The sequence below is a fragment of the Bacillus sp. B1-WWTP-T-0.5-Post-4 genome (genome assembly GCF_009183795.1).
In the GTDB taxonomy this organism is placed as follows: Bacteria; Bacillota; Bacilli; order Bacillales; family Bacillaceae_G; genus Bacillus_A; species Bacillus_A cereus.
Genome location: NZ_WEIJ01000002.1, coordinates 375,759 through 390,467 on the forward strand (window position 1 = coordinate 375,759; position 14,709 = coordinate 390,467).

A 14,709-nucleotide genomic window follows, 5' to 3' on the forward strand; every position below is an offset into this window, starting at 1 on the left:
CCCATTTTTTCATTGATTTTTTATAAAATCTATTATATATTAATTACAGGTTCAAATTACGAGTTCAAAAGAACTTGTAATCAGACCCTTTTGTTTAATGGGTTTTACATATTTTCATTAGGCAAATTCCGAGAAATCGTATGATAAAATTAAAAATGACGAGGAGAGGATCAGATGGAATTCGAATTTTTCTTTCAAATTGCACTTATTTTATTAAGTACAAAGCTTGCTGGTGATCTTAGTGTTAGATTAGGTCAACCTTCTGTACTAGGTAAATTAATTGTCGGTATCGTTATCGGTCCAGCTGTATTAGGTTGGATTGAAAATTCAGAGCTTCTAACTCAATTAAGTAATGTCGGGGTTATTCTCTTAATGTTTATGGCTGGACTTGAAACAGACTTAGAAGAATTAAACGCAAATCGTAATTCTTCTTTAGCAGTTGCACTCGGAGGTATCATTCTTCCATTCGTAGGTGGTTACGTTTCCGGCCTTGTTATGGGAATGGAACAAGGAAACGCTGTATTCTTAGGATTACTTCTATGTGCGACAAGTGTTAGTATTTCCGTTCAAACACTTCGCGATTTAGGAAAGATGAAAACACGTGAAAGTACAACCATGCTAGGCGCAGCTGTATTTGATGACATTCTTGTCGTTATTTTATTAGCATTTGCAATGAGCTTCTTAGGTACTGATGATGTTAACTTAACAATGGTTATCTTGAAGAAAGTAGTATTCTTCGCTTCTATTATTTTAATCGGATGGAAAGGTGTTCCTGCGATTATGCGCTGGTTATCACCACTGCGCGTATCTGAGTCTATCGTGAGCGCGGCCCTTATCATCTGTTTCTCATTCGCATATTTCGGCGAATTATTAGGAATTGCTGGTATTATCGGTGCTTTCGCTGCTGGTATTGCAATTTCTCAAACAAACTACAAACATGAAGTAGAAAAGAAAGTAGAACCAATTGCTTACGCTATGTTCGTTCCAGTATTCTTCGTTAGTATCGGTATGAATATTACATTTGACGGTATCGGCAATCAAATTTGGTTCATCTTAGCATTAACTGTTATCGCTGTATTAACGAAATTAATCGGCTGTGGATTCGGTGCACGAATGACTGGATTTGACGCTAAGTCTTCTGCAATTATCGGTGCTGGAATGGTTTCTCGTGGTGAAGTTGCACTTATCATCGCAGGAACAGGACTTTCTTCAGGTCTATTGGCACAAGATTACTTTACAGCAATCGTTATTGTCGTTATTTTAACTACAATGATTACACCACCAATGTTAAAATACACTTTTGGTGCAAAAGATAAAGCAATGAAAGCAAGTAAATAAGTTTACTATAATAAAAGGAGATTGCTATTTTATAAGATAGCAATCTCCTTTTTGTTTTATCTTTAAACAATCTCGTTCTTTTTTAACCATTTTTCAAAAATAGTTCGTGCTTCTTCATCATTGATATCATTACTAAATGAATACACCTTAATACCATAATCATCTATATATTCACCCAGTTTCATTTCCTCCACTTTCTTATAAAAATCGTCTGCCTCATAGTGCGGAAGATAAGCATCCCAAACTGGTTCATTTATTCTTTTATACGCCGTCACTTCTAAATCATATCCGTCTTCATAATATCCGATGTGATAATGTTTGTTCGGATCATATTTATCCATTAAAAGTCCCCTCCTACTAAACAAAAGCGAGCCTTATATTAAAGCTCGCTCCTCTCTCTATTTATTAAATACGTTCCATCGCCGTCTTCAACGTTCCAACAACAAAGGCAATTTCTTCACTTGAAATAATAAGCGGCGGTGCTAATGTTAAGACGTTATTATACCCTGCTGTTGTCATACCATTGCGTCCTATAATTAAGCCCTTTTCTTTACAAGCATTTACAACACTTGCAATTTTGTCGTTATCAATTGGCTCTTTCGTCTCTTTATCATTTACTAATTCAATTCCAACTAATAGGCCTTTTCCTCTAATATTCCCAACAAGCGGATGTTCCCCAATTTCATCTTTTAGTTGCTCTAATAAAAGGGAACCCATTTGCGCAGATCGCTCGATTAAATTTTCATTTTCCATAATCTCTAAGTTTTTAAGTGCTAATGCACAAGCTGCTGGATTTCCACCAAATGTATTAATATGGCGGAAGAATTCATATTCTCCTTTACCTTTAAAAGCCTCATATATTTCTTTTTTCACAGCTGTTGCAGATAATGGTAAATATGCGCTCGTAATGCCCTTTGCCATTGTAATAATATCTGGCTTCACATCATAATTCATAAACCCAAATGCTTTTCCTGTACGACCGAAACCGCAAATTACTTCATCACTAATAAGCAAGGCACCGTGTTTTTGACACGTCTCATGAACAGCTTTCATATAGTCTTGTGGTGGCATTAATATGCCCCCGCCTGTAATAATTGGTTCCATAATAAAAGCGGCAATTGTTTCACTTAATTCCCACGTCATAACACGATCGACTTCTTTCACACATTCTACATCATAAATATGCTGCCCTTCAATCCCAGGCATACGGTAACAATCCGGTGGTGTTACGTGTAAAAAACCTGAAGCAAACGGTTCATATTGATATCTACGCTGCGCTTGTCCCGTCGCTGCCATTGTCGCCATTGTATTCCCATGATACCCACGATAACGTGACATAAATTTATAACGATGTGGTTCACCTTTTTGAGCATAGTATTGTCTTGCTATTTTAAAAGCTGTTTCGTTCGCTTCTGAACCACTATTTGAGAAGAAAATAACATACTCTCCCCCAAGCCACTCATTTAACTTTTCAGCAAGCTTTATAGCTGGCTCATGGGATTGTGACATTGGAAAGTATGATAATGTTTGTAATTGCTTATAAGCCGCTTCTGCGAGCTCCTTTCTTCCATATCCACTATTGACACACCAAAGGCCACTCATACCATCTAAATATCTTTTTCCTTGTATATCTTCAACCCAGCACCCTTCAGCTTTTGCCCCTACCATTGTACTATTTGGACTAAAGGGACGCATTCCGTGCCAAACATATTGCTCATCTTTTGCTAATAATTCATCAGTTTGCTTCGTTTTCATCATTACTTCCACCTTCCATAACAACTTATTTTTCACAAAAGCTGCGCTGGTGCCATGATGACTTAAATTTCTCCCTGCTATTTTCATTCCACAAAATTAAGACAAATCCTACTTACAAATCAGTAATATTTACAAGAAAATGACAAAAGAAAAAAGAGCTTTTCTTATCTATCGAAAAGCTCCTCTTTTATTTAATGTGAAGACACATCACTAATACCGTGACCAGTATTAGATTTTACGAGAATTTCATCAAATTTCGCTGCATCTTCTTTCTTACTAGATAAAACAGTTCCTAAATATGCTGCAAGAAATCCGAGCGGAATTGAAATAATTCCTGGTGTCGTATATGGAAATATCGCTTCCCCAACAAAAATAGCTTTTCCAGCTACAGGGTTCCAAACATTCGGACTCAACGCTACGAGAACAATAGCTGATACGAGACCCACAATCATACCAGAAATAGCGCCCGTTGTATTAAAACGCTTCCAATATATTGTAAATAAAATCACTGGTAGATTTGCACTCGCTGCAACTGCAAATGCTAATGATACTAAAAATGCTACGTTTAATGTTTGGGCAAATAATGCAAGTATGATAGATAGTATCGCTACTCCAATAGATGCATAACGAGCCATAGATACTTGCTCTTTTTCCGTTGATTTCCCTCTGCGAATGATTTCATTATAAAAATCATGAGCGAATGCTGATGCTGCTGTTAATACAAGACCTGCCACTACAGCCAAAATCGTTGCAAAAGCAATTGCTGATACGAAAGCAAATAAGAAGTCTCCACCTAACGCTTTGGCTAATAAAGGTGCCGCCATATTACCAGCTGGGTTCGCTTTAATAATCGCTTCATTTCCTACAAACGCTGCCGCACCAAATCCTAAGAAAATCGTCATAATATAAAATGCACCAATTAACCACGTCGCATATACGACAGATTGACGTGCAGTTTTTGCATCACGTACTGTAAAAAAGCGGACAAGTATATGTGGTAATCCAGCTGTACCAAGTACTAGTCCTAAATTTAAAGACAGTGTATCAAGACCATCCTTATACTTTACACCTGGATTTAAAAATGAATCTTTTAAAGGGGTAGCTGTTTTCATTTGAGCGAACATTTCAGTCACGCTGAAGTTGAATTTTGCGAAAACGATAACAGAAATAATAAACGTACCAGCCATAAGTAATACAGCCTTTACAATTTGTACCCAGCTCGTTGCTGTCATACCACCAAAAATAACATACACCGTCATAAGTGTTCCAACGATTAATACAGATGTCGTATATTCAATCCCTAATAATAACTTAATAAGTGCACCCGCGCCAACTAATTGTGCAATCATATAAAAGATAGAAATCGTCATCGTATTAAGAGCTGCAACTCCGCGAACTTTTTTCGCATCAAAGCGTGCTGCAATCATATCCGCCAAAGTGTACTTTCCTAAATTTCTAAGCGGTTCTGCAACAAGATATAGTACAACTAAATAAGCAACTAAAAAACCGATACTATAAAAGAATCCATCAAACCCAGTTAATGCGATTGCTCCAGCTATACCGAGAAATGAAGCAGCAGACATGTAATCTCCAGCAATGGCCAGACCATTTTGCCAACCAGTTAATCCCCCTCCAGCCGTATAAAATTCACTCGCATTTTTCGTTTTTTTCGATGCAAAATAGGTTATGACGAGCGTACCAAGAACAATAATTAAAAATAGTGCAAATGCAGTAGTATTCAAGTTCAGCCCCTCCCTTTTTTCATATCTTGCAGAATTTTTCGGGAGATTTCATCAAATGATTCTGCTTTTTTGCTGTAAATCATACATAGTGCCCATGTCATGATAAATTGGGAAAAAGCAAATACCCACGCCCATGTAACGTCTCCAAATGCAGGTGTATTAAGCACCTTTGAATACGATGTTAGAATAGGTAATGCGATAAAAAAACTAAAAAAGAAAATACTCATTGGAATGATAAACTTCTTTTTCGTATTTAATAACAATTGAAATTCTTCCGACTGAACGACCTCTGTATAATTCACCTCATTTTGCAACTTACGTGCTGACGTATCGTCTCGTTTCATTAACCGATCCCCTCTCTTACTTGAAATACACTTCCCCCTTGCATACCTAAAGACTAAATTTTATAAATATTCAGAAACTTATATTCATTTTAGACAATCCATGCATTCATGCAAAGATTTTTTGATAGACATTTTTCGGCAATTTCCCCTAAATTTTTAATATACTTTTTCAAAATAAAGTGACACTTTACTTATTTATCCTCATTAAGACAAAAGCAGTGCTTAACGCACTACTTTTGTCTTTTTTTCCTTTTCTAAATTACGAGCCGTTTCGCTTAGCTCAACATCTTTTCCGTCTTTAAGTGTTCCAAATATAAAATCGAATACTGGATTTGAAACACCAAACCAAAACTTTTCATTTTTATAATGGTGTAATATATGTTGTTTTTTTAGCCATCTTCCAAACTTAGTGACGGGACGAATCGGTCTATGAGCAATATAATGTTTCCATTCGTAAACGAGCAGCATAATAATCATTCCGATTCCAAATGAAAGTGTAATAGTAACACTTTTTGTAATACCATATGCTATAAGTAAATATATAGTAAAACTAGGTATACTAAACCATACAGGTAAAAACAAAAGTTTTAAATCATCTGGATATACGTGGTGATCATAATGCAATCTTCTTAACATTTTTAATAGAAATGTGTTTTTAGGTGGCTTTATATGGAATAAAAAACGATGTGTCATATATTCATTAAGTGTATAGAAAACAATCCCAAACATACATGCTAACATGCCAAACCACGTAAAAAATTGCATTTTTAAAATAATAATGAAAACAAATAGAATGCTATACATAATAACGATATCATGTTGTAAAAAGAACTCTTTCCCCACTTTCTTCATCTTGTTTCCCCCTTTTCCCAAAAAACAGCCGCAACATATCGTTACGACTATTTCTTTTCTATTCTTATTCTATTCACTTTACAAATTTGCCTGCTGTTCTATTGTCGAGAAAAAATTGTTTGGTCCAAATATATTTTGCTTCGGAATAATATGTTCCACTGCAAACACTGTTACTTCTCCTCTTTGCACTTCTCCAATAATGAGCCCAAATATTTCATGATTTACTGCAAACGTCGGTTGCTTTGTTTGTAACAATCTTGCAGCATTATGAAATACCGCTTCATATAGTGGATTTCTATCAGTAATTTCTTTTCGGATTTTTGGCGCTAACGTAATTATAATTTCTTTTCCGTCAATAGTGGTTCGATACATAAAAATCTCCCCTTCAATCTTATGTGAACAACTGTAAAGCTTTGTATGCAAAATGTATAGAGTAACCTACTAAAATAATACCTGCTCCGGCTGTTATGTAGCCAAGCGCTTTTGGTTTTAATAAAGTTCTTCCAAAATGTACAGAAAAAGCAATATTTAAATTCCATAAAATAATACCAACAATAATGCAAAGACTGTACAAAAAAGCTTCTTGTTTCGTTACCTTCGTAAGTAATGAGCTAAGTGTACTTCCGTATATACCAAACCAAAAAACAAGATTTAATGGATTGGATATCGCAATTAAAAATCCTGCCATAAACGATTGCTTAAGGCCACCTACCTCTTCTTTTTTATATTCCATATTCGAGTCGAAAATTCCTTGTTTTACACTTTGAAATCCTAAATAAAATAACAAGAAAAAACCCGTGCAATACATGAAGGCTTGTACATATGTATACATAAACACAGAAGATAAACCGAAATAAATGAGAAGCATAAATAAAACATCTGCAGTCATTCCACCAATTCCAACAACCCAAGCGTGCCAAAACCCACGTTCAATTCCTCGTTTTAACATTTCAATATTAATCGGCCCTACTGGCGCAGCTAATGATATACCTAATACGATTTGCTGTATAATTGCTCCAAACATCGCTCTATCCTTTCTACTCTCTTTACTACTAGTTAATGATGTAATTTGAAAAAATAGACTAGCTTTCATAATAAAATACCCTTTTTTATCCAAAATATACAAAAGAGCCATCTAGGTGATGGCTCTTACTTTTCTATCCTATGAAGAAAAGGACATTTCCCTTTTATTGGCTCTACATCGTCTCCTATGAAATATTGTTTCCATTCATGATGTTCCGGGTCACCATAATGACTAATATTAGGATGTTTCGGCAATTGATCCCACTTTTCAACTCGCTCACGGACCATTTGTCTTGAATATGCTCCTTTAGGACGATCTCCCTCTAATCCATCAAAAATAGTGCGTGGCTGAAACCCAATAACGAGAGAATTCCCTAAATGTCTAGTTTTTCGTTGTTTATAAGCTGGCGCATTTCCAAATGCGAATATTGGCTCACCACCAAATGAAAATTCCCATAAATAATGGTCTGGATCTTCAGGAATTTGCTTTGGCCATGCTTGATTATCGTTTTCATGTAAATACTGTAACACTTTCCAAAAGGAATCACGGTAATATTCGAGTGGCTGTTCTTCACATTCCGGTTCTACAAAAAGGAAAAAGCCCCTTCTTACAATCGGCCTCTCTTTCATTAACTCTAAAAAAGATAACATTGTATGTGGCAAATGACTCCAATCATTATGAGAAAGAAATGAATAACGAAGTTCATTCTTTTTCAAAGCTGTTAAACCGAAATAACATGGAAAAGTTGGTTCTAACACAACATTTGAAAAAATCTCAAATTCTTTTGCAACCCAATCCGGTATGTCGGTTCTCGTTCTCATTCCTTCATTATCTAATAAGTAAGACTTATTCATTCTTTCACCTCATTATGTATAGCATTCAATTAAGAATATTACATACTCGGCCTGTCCTATACCTATTTAAAAATTTGACTGAAAAATTATTTAAAAATACAAAAAAATAAAATCGCTTACTTGACTAAATTCTCCCAATTCGTGTATATTTAAATTAATCATTTAGCAGAATATTCAAGAATATAGCATTTTTAGTTTATATTATTTTTTAAAATGAATTTCACTAAATGAAAATAGTAAACGCTTTTAGGAGGAATTGTAACATGCAAGGAAAAGTAAAATGGTTTAACAACGAAAAAGGTTTTGGATTTATCGAAATGGAAGGCGCTGACGATGTATTCGTACATTTCTCTGCTATTCAAGGCGACGGCTACAAAGCTTTAGAAGAAGGTCAAGAAGTATCTTTCGACATTACTGAAGGTAACCGCGGACCTCAAGCTGCTAACGTAGTAAAACTTTAATCCAACATATAACAGGAGGTTACCTTACTTGGTAACCTCCTTTGTTATTCCTTTGTATATTTCCGTTTTACAGAGCAAAAACTATGTGAAATGCGCACTATACAAAGGAGGAATTATTAATGGGATCAGAAGTAAATGATTTTGAAGAAGTGAAATTCCGTGTAGAAACAGCACAAAAAATGGTAGGATCAGCAACAATTTCAATGGATCCAGATACATTAGAGCATGCTACTACTGCTGTAGAAGCAGCTCGCTCTCAGCTTGAAATTATGAAATCTGTTGCGACTGATTTAGATGAACCATTTTTAATGAATGAGGAAAAGAAATTAAATAAATGTGAGCATCAACTAAACGAAGCAAGACACTAAAAAACATCCAGAGAATTTTCTCTGGATGTTTTTCATGACAACTGGTCCCCATACTTTTTCAATGTTTCTCCAACTGTACATTGCCTTATACAAAATGAATGAGCGTAATACTTACTATTTGTCTTTCGATTATGTTCTCGCAAAAAACATCCTTCACAATACGTTTCTAATAAGTCATTTACCTCTGTAATGAGTTGCTTTTTATCCACCTTTGCACCTCTCTATTCAGTTATTTCTTTATGACTATCAATAACTGTTCCTTCCAATGCTTGCGTAGCTAATTGATGTGCTTCTTTATTTTGTTTTCTAGATATCGGCTCACATATAAGTTTTAATTTCATTTGCTTCGCCTTTTGTTCAATTTGATCTAAATAATGATTTAAATGTTCATCATAACAAGGCCATTCTCCGGCTAATTGCTGCAGTACCACTTGTGAGTCTCCGCGAAGTGTAACTGCTTCATACTTAATCCCTAGTTCCTCGAGTATATTCATACCGTATAATAATGATGCATATTCCGCTTCATTATTATCATATATACCTTCTATATATGCATTGCGGCGAATGCGGTAGTTTGTATTTCCTTTTTTATAATACACACATATACCAACGCCAGCTTCTTTCGTTTGCACATCATACCCACCATCAAAATAAACGAGTATTTCTTGGGGCTCTTCCTCTACTTGCTTACTTAACTTTTTCATCTCTTTTAATGACCATTCTGCGTCCATTTCATCATAAAATGAAAATTCTTTTACTCTTCCTGTTTTCTCAAAATCCTCTGCAAATTGAAGTACTTCTTCTATGCTCATATACTCTGTTGTTAATTCCGTCTGCAACCCGCGCTTCGTTTTATACAACCAATGAATTTTATATTTCATACTACATTCCCCTTATATAAGACTTCTTATATGTAGCCAGCTAATGAAAGCCTCACTTTATTTTATTATATTTTATCTAGAGTCACAGCATAATATTCAATATGATTACATACAAAAAGAGCTATCCCATAGGAATAGCTCTTTCATCTATTACATAAATCTTTCAAATTGTACTCGCTTATTAATCCAGTACATTACAGGCATACCGATCGCCATTACTACGAATTCACCTGCTGCACATGTTAACCAAGTCCACATAAATGGTAGATCAAATGCAAGATGAAGTTCAATTGCAATCATAAACATTGTAATCGTAAAGATAACTGTATTAAAAATCATACGAGCCCAAACACCTTTAATAAACCGCATAGAAATAATCGTTGCAACTAATGCAAGAATAGATTGACCTACTCCAAATACTAAATCATAAGCGATCATAGGTGAGAAAAAGAGATTCGTTAAAAATACACCTAATACAATTCCGTAAATTGCTTTCTTGTTAAATACAACGAGATGATTAAACATCTCTGAAATACGAAACTGTACATTCGTAAAGCCAAATGGCTGAATAAGCATAGAAACAGCAATATATAATGCCGCTAAAATACCATTACCGACTAATGTTCTAATATTCATGACAAAATCTCCTTAGTTTTTTTACGTGGGATGGTTTCGAACCACGTTATTCGTTTTTTAGGCAACAAGATTATATTTTACGTGGTAGCCCCTCTTTCGTCAATAGATTCCTATCGTGAACTACCTTTTTTCTTTTAGACAACGTATAATAAAACATATGAAAGATTTAGGAGGTTTCACTTCATGACAGCAACAATTCAAAATGAAAAAGTGATCGTTTCCATTTCTGACAAAGGTGCAGAATTACAGAGCGTTCGCTTAAAAGAAGACAACATAGAATATTTATGGCAAGGTGATTCTACTTATTGGGGACGCCGTGCACCAATTTTGTTCCCAATTGTCGGTCGATTAGTAGATAATACATACTACGTAGACGGTAAACCATATTCATTAACACAACACGGTTTCGCCCGTGATCTTACTTTCTCTGTGAAAGAACAAAGCGAAACAAAGATCACTTATACCGTTACTAGTAATGAAGAAACATTAAAAAAATACCCATACGAATTCGAATTACTCGTTTCTTATGAGCTAGATGGACAAAGTGTTCATGTAACATATGAAGTAAACAATCCTACTTCAAAAGAGATGTTCTTCTCAATTGGAGCACACCCTGGATTCAACTTCCCTTTATTGGACGGTGAATCATTTACAGATTATCACTTATCGTTTAATGGTTTGGAACGCTTAGAAACAAGCGTATTAGAAGGACCTTATCTTTCAAACAAAAAGCAATTAATCGCTGAAAATACGACTGAATTGCCACTTACATATGATTTATTCAAAAATGATGCGCTTATTTTTGAACATATGAATACGAATGAAATTTCGATTCGTTCTCATAAACATAATAAATTTGTAAAAGTAGAATTTGATGGATTTCCCTTTGTCGGCGTATGGACACCAGGGAATAACGCACCTTTCTTATGTATTGAACCTTGGTATGGAATCGCTGATGAAGTAAATCCAGCAAAAGATTTCAAGGACAAAAAGGGAATTCAATCTTTACAAGCGAATGAAACATTTACATGTCGTTACAGCATCACAATCGGATAACTACTCTATCCCCTACTTCAAAAAAATATTTAAGTAGGGGATAATCTTATAATTTGGAGGTTTCTCATTTTGATTGAAGTATATATTGATGGTGCATCAAAAGGAAATCCTGGTCCTTCTGGTGCAGGAGTATTTATTAAAGGCGTTCAGCCGCCTGTACAATTATCAGTACCACTTGGAACAATGTCCAATCATGAAGCAGAATACCGCGCTTTACTTCTAGCATTAAAATATTGCATTGAGCATAATTATAGCACTGTCTCTTTTCGTACAGATTCGCAGCTTGTTGAGCGGGCTGTTGAAAAGGAATACGCAAAAAATACAATATTTGCACCTCTTTTAGATGAAGCACTGCAGTACATAAAAAACTTCGATCTCTTTTTTATTAAGTGGATTCCAAGTAGTCAAAATAAAGTAGCTGATGAATTAGCTAGAAAAGCTATCTTACAAAATTAACGGGGGTATGAGTGTGAAAAAAGAGTGGATTGCTCCTCTTGCTTTATTATTTGTCTCTTTTATTTGGGGAGCTACGTTTGTTGTCGTTCAAAACGCTATGTCTTTCGTTGGTCCATTTACGTTTAATGGTATTCGCTTTTTATTCGCTGGAATTATTTTATTATTCGTTCAAATTATTTTCTCACAGAAAACTTCAAAACAAGAATTAAAACATAGTAGTTTAGCTGGATTAATGGTTGGGTTCTTCTTATTTGTCGGCTATTTATTACAAACATTTGGCTTACTCTATACAACTTCTTCAAAAGCAGGTTTCTTAACTGGGCTAAGCATTGTTATGGTCCCAATCTTATCATTTATCTTTTTAAAACAAAAAGCCACCATTTTCATCATACTTGGTATTGCTGTAGCTACAACAGGTTTGTACTTATTAACAGCTGCTGATTCTTTCCAATTAAATATAGGAGATATACTTGTTCTTGGTTGTGCAGTCGCTTTCGCTGCCCATATTCTTATTAACGGCTTCTTTTCTAAAAAAATATCACCTTTATTATTAAGCACATCTCAAGTATTAGCTGTTGGTATATTTTCTTCTATTTGCGCTTTTTTGTTTGAAGATTGGGAAAAGTTATTTTCAGTATCACTATGGACGAATCAATCCTTTTTATTTGCACTCTTTCTAACTGCCCTGTTTGCAACATCTATTGCTTTTTTCATTCAAACATCGGCACAAAAACACACTTCTCCAACGAGGGTAGCAATTATTTTCGCAATGGAGCCCGTTTTTGCTGCATTAACAGGCGTTCTCGTTGCAAATGAACAACTTTCTATTTCTGCTATTATCGGATGTCTATGTATTTTTCTAGGCATGATTTTTGTTGAATTACCTTCCAAAACAAAAAAAGAAGCGCAGGCTGCGTGAAGTTACGCTTGTAACTTCCGCATAAAAGCCTTAGCGCTTTTTTTATCTGTAATTTCTTCCTCTTTCAATCGTTCTAATAACGCAACGAAATAACTACCATCAAACTGCAATTGATGTTTAATTGTGGCTTCTATTGCTGCGTTCACAATCCCATCAGATGCACCAGTATATCCTTGTCCAAACATAATAAACCCTTGTGCTTCCTCTGATAATTTAAATCCTTTCGTATGTAAGAATGAAAGATAATCTTCTACTGTTTGCATGTTATTCCCACCTACTCAAAAATTCTCCATCTCCTATCATACATGTTTTTACACGCTATGAGAATGAAATTTCTTTGACAACTTTGTAAATCAATCTTCTACTTCGCTTACAATGGAGGATTTTCTAACAATCTGAAGGAATATGTACAGTGGAACTTATTTCATATTAAAGGGGAGACACGATGAAACAAGCACTATTAATTATCGACGCTCAGCAAGAATTAATTGATGGAAATGAGCAAGAAAATGAAGTTTTTCGTAAAACTGAGCTATTATCTACACTAAATATAGCCCTGCAGAAAGCAATAGATTCAAATGCCCTTATTGTTTTCGTAAGAGATATCGATGTTGCTTCTGGTAGTGGCGAAGGATTTGAAGTACATAATCAAATTCAAATACCTCAGTCTGCAATCTTTATTAATAAAGCAGCAACCAATTCATTCTACGGCACTTCTTTACTTGAACTTTTAAAAGAAGAAAACATTAATCATATTGTTATAGGCGGATGTAAAACAGAACATTGCATTGACACTGCAGTTAGAGCAGCAACTGTACAAGGATTTGACGTTACATTAATTAAAAACGGTCATTCAACAACTGATTCTAATGTATTGTCTGCAGAACAAATTATTGGTCATCACAATAAAACTTTACACGGTCATTATAACGTTGATCATTTTTCTATGGTGAGAGATATCGAGGAAGACCTCTTTCAGCCGACTCATGATCAATATCGTGATTAGCGAAAAAGAATCCTTCATTCAGAAGGATTCTTTTTCACCCAAAAATTTGTGCTGCAATGCTATATAACTCATTATTCCTTTTTAATAATTGACCGCTATTTTTCATCATAATTGGTGGTGTATTCACCTTTTTAAAACCAGCAATCTCTAATACTTTCATGAAATCTTTCTTTCCTTCTAGTACATCAATTCTTAATTTACCATTATGCCCTTTTGTTAAATCATGTACAATTCTCATTGCCATCTCATCATTTTTAGCAACAACCGGCCCTATTATCTTATTTTCTGGTGTTTGTATGCTTAAACCGTAACCTAATACATTTTGTTCCTTGTCCCTTACAACGATACACTGTTCACTTTGCATAATTCTTTTCTTTAAAAACTCTTTTCTATTTGTTCCAAACGCATATTCATCTATTTTTATTATTTTTTCTAAATCACCCTCTTCATAATTCATCACATAATCTTCATTTCTTACACAATAATCTTTCGCATTGTATGAGTTACATATGTATTTAGAAACATAGCTTACTTCCCTGAATCCTAACTTTTCGTATAAAGGCTTTCCCTCATCCGTAGCAATCAACATAATGGGAGTATGAGCTAGTACACTCTTAATACATGAATCTGTTATCATCTTTCCAATTCCTCTTCCCTTATAATCTGGATGTACAATTACCATTCCGATAGATGCTAACGCCTCCCCATATAATATTATTGCTGCGCTAGCAATAAGTTCCTTTCGCTCATTCCATACACCGTATACAATACCTGAGTTAAAAATTGTTTCAACTTCTTCTCTGTTATAATCCCAACCAATATAAGAAGATAATGCTACAATGTCCTCTATTTTTTCTTGCCTAAGACGTTCCACGCTAATTTCCAATTCAATCATACTCCATCCCCTTATCTAGACATTTAAATCATTATTACGAAATCAACTTGTACATGTTTCCCTTTATTTGTCACACACATATGTTATTTTGACCAAGACTATATTGTAAATGAGGTGACAAC

The 14,709-nt window shown here is 34.8% G+C and carries 20 protein-coding genes and 1 riboswitch; of the genes, 7 read left to right on the forward strand and 13 right to left on the reverse strand.

What is annotated here, in order from left to right; all coding sequences use genetic code 11:
* The first annotated feature begins 174 nt into the window (after nucleotides 1-174).
* Nucleotides 175-1,338 carry a cation:proton antiporter gene (locus tag GBN91_RS07555; protein WP_000393901.1) on the forward strand — a complete coding sequence of 388 codons (1,164 nt, stop codon included), beginning with the start codon at nucleotides 175-177 and terminating at the stop codon, nucleotides 1,336-1,338.
* 62 nt (nucleotides 1,339-1,400) lie between these two features.
* Here the strand turns inward: GBN91_RS07555 and GBN91_RS07560 are convergent, their stop codons facing one another.
* The 8 genes from GBN91_RS07560 to GBN91_RS07595 all read right to left on the reverse strand — a co-directional run bounded on the left by GBN91_RS07560 (nucleotide 1,401) and on the right by GBN91_RS07595 (nucleotide 7,909).
* Complete coding sequence (locus tag GBN91_RS07560; protein WP_000362149.1) at nucleotides 1,401-1,679, reverse strand: DUF3986 family protein; 279 nt, start codon at nucleotides 1,677-1,679, stop codon at nucleotides 1,401-1,403.
* 64 nt (nucleotides 1,680-1,743) lie between these two features.
* Nucleotides 1,744-3,093, reverse strand: a complete 1,350-nt coding sequence (locus GBN91_RS07565; RefSeq protein ID WP_000850964.1) for an aspartate aminotransferase family protein — start codon at nucleotides 3,091-3,093, stop codon at nucleotides 1,744-1,746.
* Between the two features lie 191 nt (nucleotides 3,094-3,284).
* A complete protein-coding gene (locus tag GBN91_RS07570) occupies nucleotides 3,285-4,835 on the reverse strand; it encodes a solute symporter family protein (RefSeq protein ID WP_001098243.1) in 1,551 nt (516 codons plus the stop codon).
* A gap of 2 nt (nucleotides 4,836-4,837) precedes the next feature.
* On the reverse strand, nucleotides 4,838-5,179 hold the full coding sequence (locus GBN91_RS07575; RefSeq protein ID WP_025709227.1) for a DUF485 domain-containing protein: 342 nt from the start codon (nucleotides 5,177-5,179) through the stop codon (nucleotides 4,838-4,840).
* Between the two features lie 222 nt (nucleotides 5,180-5,401).
* On the reverse strand, nucleotides 5,402-6,031 hold the full coding sequence (locus tag GBN91_RS07580) for a sterol desaturase family protein (RefSeq protein ID WP_000755401.1): 630 nt from the start codon (nucleotides 6,029-6,031) through the stop codon (nucleotides 5,402-5,404).
* 78 nt (nucleotides 6,032-6,109) lie between these two features.
* Nucleotides 6,110-6,403, reverse strand: a complete 294-nt coding sequence (locus GBN91_RS07585; protein WP_000286361.1) for a hypothetical protein — start codon at nucleotides 6,401-6,403, stop codon at nucleotides 6,110-6,112.
* A gap of 19 nt (nucleotides 6,404-6,422) precedes the next feature.
* A complete protein-coding gene (locus GBN91_RS07590) occupies nucleotides 6,423-7,166 on the reverse strand; it encodes a LysE family transporter (RefSeq protein ID WP_001196841.1) in 744 nt (247 codons plus the stop codon).
* A gap of 14 nt (nucleotides 7,167-7,180) precedes the next feature.
* Nucleotides 7,181-7,909 (reverse strand): YqcI/YcgG family protein, encoded by a 729-nt coding sequence (locus GBN91_RS07595; RefSeq protein WP_086411365.1) that lies wholly within the window; start codon nucleotides 7,907-7,909, stop codon nucleotides 7,181-7,183.
* A 263-nt stretch (nucleotides 7,910-8,172) separates the two neighbouring features.
* Between GBN91_RS07595 and cspB the strand changes: the two genes are divergently transcribed.
* Both cspB and GBN91_RS07605 read left to right on the forward strand, forming a co-directional pair.
* Nucleotides 8,173-8,370 (forward strand): cold shock-like protein CspB, encoded by a 198-nt coding sequence (cspB, locus tag GBN91_RS07600; RefSeq protein WP_001161731.1) that lies wholly within the window; start codon nucleotides 8,173-8,175, stop codon nucleotides 8,368-8,370.
* Between the two features lie 119 nt (nucleotides 8,371-8,489).
* Entirely contained in the window at nucleotides 8,490-8,738 is a 249-nt protein-coding gene (locus tag GBN91_RS07605; protein ID WP_000534392.1) for a DUF2564 family protein, read from the forward strand.
* Nucleotides 8,739-8,770: 32 nt separating this feature from the next.
* Here GBN91_RS07605 and GBN91_RS07610 read toward each other — a convergent pair whose 3' ends face one another.
* From GBN91_RS07610 to GBN91_RS07620, 3 genes are all read right to left on the reverse strand, one after another.
* Nucleotides 8,771-8,947 carry a zinc-finger domain-containing protein gene (locus GBN91_RS07610; RefSeq protein ID WP_002023738.1) on the reverse strand — a complete coding sequence of 59 codons (177 nt, stop codon included), beginning with the start codon at nucleotides 8,945-8,947 and terminating at the stop codon, nucleotides 8,771-8,773.
* A gap of 12 nt (nucleotides 8,948-8,959) precedes the next feature.
* Nucleotides 8,960-9,619, reverse strand: coding sequence for a ribonuclease H family protein (locus GBN91_RS07615; protein ID WP_000875557.1), 660 nt, complete (start codon nucleotides 9,617-9,619; stop codon nucleotides 8,960-8,962).
* Nucleotides 9,620-9,769: 150 nt separating this feature from the next.
* Nucleotides 9,770-10,255: a QueT transporter family protein gene (locus GBN91_RS07620; RefSeq protein ID WP_001026471.1), complete on the reverse strand. Its 486-nt coding sequence runs from the start codon at nucleotides 10,253-10,255 to the stop codon at nucleotides 9,770-9,772.
* 6 nt (nucleotides 10,256-10,261) lie between these two features.
* Nucleotides 10,262-10,306, reverse strand: a riboswitch (PreQ1 riboswitch).
* Between the two features lie 132 nt (nucleotides 10,307-10,438).
* On the opposite strand from GBN91_RS07620, the gene GBN91_RS07625 reads away from it, so the two are divergent.
* From GBN91_RS07625 to GBN91_RS07635, 3 genes are all read left to right on the forward strand, one after another.
* Nucleotides 10,439-11,311, forward strand: coding sequence for an aldose 1-epimerase family protein (locus tag GBN91_RS07625; protein ID WP_061113376.1), 873 nt, complete (start codon nucleotides 10,439-10,441; stop codon nucleotides 11,309-11,311).
* A gap of 69 nt (nucleotides 11,312-11,380) precedes the next feature.
* Nucleotides 11,381-11,767, forward strand: coding sequence for a reverse transcriptase-like protein (locus GBN91_RS07630; protein WP_025709233.1), 387 nt, complete (start codon nucleotides 11,381-11,383; stop codon nucleotides 11,765-11,767).
* 13 nt (nucleotides 11,768-11,780) lie between these two features.
* The gene (locus GBN91_RS07635; RefSeq protein ID WP_000712605.1) at nucleotides 11,781-12,686 is read left to right on the forward strand and encodes a DMT family transporter; all 906 of its coding nucleotides are present in this window, start codon (nucleotides 11,781-11,783) and stop codon (nucleotides 12,684-12,686) included.
* A 2-nt stretch (nucleotides 12,687-12,688) separates the two neighbouring features.
* Here the strand turns inward: GBN91_RS07635 and GBN91_RS07640 are convergent, their stop codons facing one another.
* The gene (locus GBN91_RS07640) at nucleotides 12,689-12,949 is read right to left on the reverse strand and encodes a DUF6123 family protein (RefSeq protein ID WP_001195212.1); all 261 of its coding nucleotides are present in this window, start codon (nucleotides 12,947-12,949) and stop codon (nucleotides 12,689-12,691) included.
* 182 nt (nucleotides 12,950-13,131) lie between these two features.
* On the opposite strand from GBN91_RS07640, the gene GBN91_RS07645 reads away from it, so the two are divergent.
* The gene (locus GBN91_RS07645) at nucleotides 13,132-13,692 is read left to right on the forward strand and encodes a cysteine hydrolase family protein (RefSeq protein WP_016122201.1); all 561 of its coding nucleotides are present in this window, start codon (nucleotides 13,132-13,134) and stop codon (nucleotides 13,690-13,692) included.
* Between the two features lie 34 nt (nucleotides 13,693-13,726).
* Here the strand turns inward: GBN91_RS07645 and GBN91_RS07650 are convergent, their stop codons facing one another.
* Complete coding sequence (locus tag GBN91_RS07650) at nucleotides 13,727-14,587, reverse strand: GNAT family N-acetyltransferase (protein WP_086389321.1); 861 nt, start codon at nucleotides 14,585-14,587, stop codon at nucleotides 13,727-13,729.
* Between the last annotated feature and the right edge of the window lie 122 nt (nucleotides 14,588-14,709).

What these genes read in the sequence shown, in the direction of transcription:
- GBN91_RS07555 (WP_000393901.1), top strand. Translation starts at nt 175, where the DNA reads ATGGAATTCGAATTTTTCTTTCAAATTGCACTTATTTTATTAAGTACA.
- GBN91_RS07560 (WP_000362149.1), bottom strand. Translation starts at nt 1,679, where the DNA reads ATGGATAAATATGATCCGAACAAACATTATCACATCGGATATTATGAA.
- GBN91_RS07565 (WP_000850964.1), bottom strand. Translation starts at nt 3,093, where the DNA reads ATGAAAACGAAGCAAACTGATGAATTATTAGCAAAAGATGAGCAATAT.
- GBN91_RS07575 (WP_025709227.1), bottom strand. Translation starts at nt 5,179, where the DNA reads ATGAAACGAGACGATACGTCAGCACGTAAGTTGCAAAATGAGGTGAAT.
- GBN91_RS07580 (WP_000755401.1), bottom strand. Translation starts at nt 6,031, where the DNA reads ATGAAGAAAGTGGGGAAAGAGTTCTTTTTACAACATGATATCGTTATT.
- GBN91_RS07585 (WP_000286361.1), bottom strand. Translation starts at nt 6,403, where the DNA reads ATGTATCGAACCACTATTGACGGAAAAGAAATTATAATTACGTTAGCG.
- GBN91_RS07590 (WP_001196841.1), bottom strand. Translation starts at nt 7,166, where the DNA reads ATGGCTCTTTTGTATATTTTGGATAAAAAAGGGTATTTTATTATGAAA.
- GBN91_RS07595 (WP_086411365.1), bottom strand. Translation starts at nt 7,909, where the DNA reads ATGAATAAGTCTTACTTATTAGATAATGAAGGAATGAGAACGAGAACC.
- cspB (WP_001161731.1), top strand. Translation starts at nt 8,173, where the DNA reads ATGCAAGGAAAAGTAAAATGGTTTAACAACGAAAAAGGTTTTGGATTT.
- GBN91_RS07605 (WP_000534392.1), top strand. Translation starts at nt 8,490, where the DNA reads ATGGGATCAGAAGTAAATGATTTTGAAGAAGTGAAATTCCGTGTAGAA.
- GBN91_RS07615 (WP_000875557.1), bottom strand. Translation starts at nt 9,619, where the DNA reads ATGAAATATAAAATTCATTGGTTGTATAAAACGAAGCGCGGGTTGCAG.
- GBN91_RS07620 (WP_001026471.1), bottom strand. Translation starts at nt 10,255, where the DNA reads ATGAATATTAGAACATTAGTCGGTAATGGTATTTTAGCGGCATTATAT.
- GBN91_RS07625 (WP_061113376.1), top strand. Translation starts at nt 10,439, where the DNA reads ATGACAGCAACAATTCAAAATGAAAAAGTGATCGTTTCCATTTCTGAC.
- GBN91_RS07640 (WP_001195212.1), bottom strand. Translation starts at nt 12,949, where the DNA reads ATGCAAACAGTAGAAGATTATCTTTCATTCTTACATACGAAAGGATTT.
- GBN91_RS07645 (WP_016122201.1), top strand. Translation starts at nt 13,132, where the DNA reads ATGAAACAAGCACTATTAATTATCGACGCTCAGCAAGAATTAATTGAT.
- GBN91_RS07650 (WP_086389321.1), bottom strand. Translation starts at nt 14,587, where the DNA reads ATGATTGAATTGGAAATTAGCGTGGAACGTCTTAGGCAAGAAAAAATA.